This is a genomic window from Faecalibacterium sp. DFI.5.82 (assembly GCF_029076575.1).
Classification (GTDB): Bacteria; Bacillota; Clostridia; order Oscillospirales; family Ruminococcaceae; genus Faecalibacterium; species Faecalibacterium duncaniae.
Map to the genome: position 1 here is coordinate 1 of NZ_JARFIS010001161.1, position 287 is coordinate 287.

Genomic DNA, 287 nt, shown 5'->3' on the forward strand with positions numbered 1-287 from the left:
CGTCGGCAACTGGGGCGGCGAGGCTACCCGCTGGCGGTTCGATGCCGACGTACTTGCCGTAAAGGGCCACGCCATCTGCAAAGCTCATTTTGTAGCGCAGCATACACCAGCCGAATTTGACCTTGTAGGCCAGCGGCAGTCCCGCCAAGCCGTATTTTCCGGCGGCCGGCAGGCAGTCCCGCACAGCGGCAGCCTTGGCGGGGGAAAAGTGCTCCTGCGTTTCCAGCAGCTCGCCAATGGGATCGTCCATCATAAAGGGAGGGTGGGGCAGCGCCGTCCACTCGCTT

Annotated in this window: 1 pseudogene; it reads right to left on the reverse strand. The window is 63.4% G+C overall.

The features are described from left to right. A pseudogene (locus P0G09_RS20560) lies at positions 1–287 on the reverse strand (hypothetical protein); the annotation flags it as partial.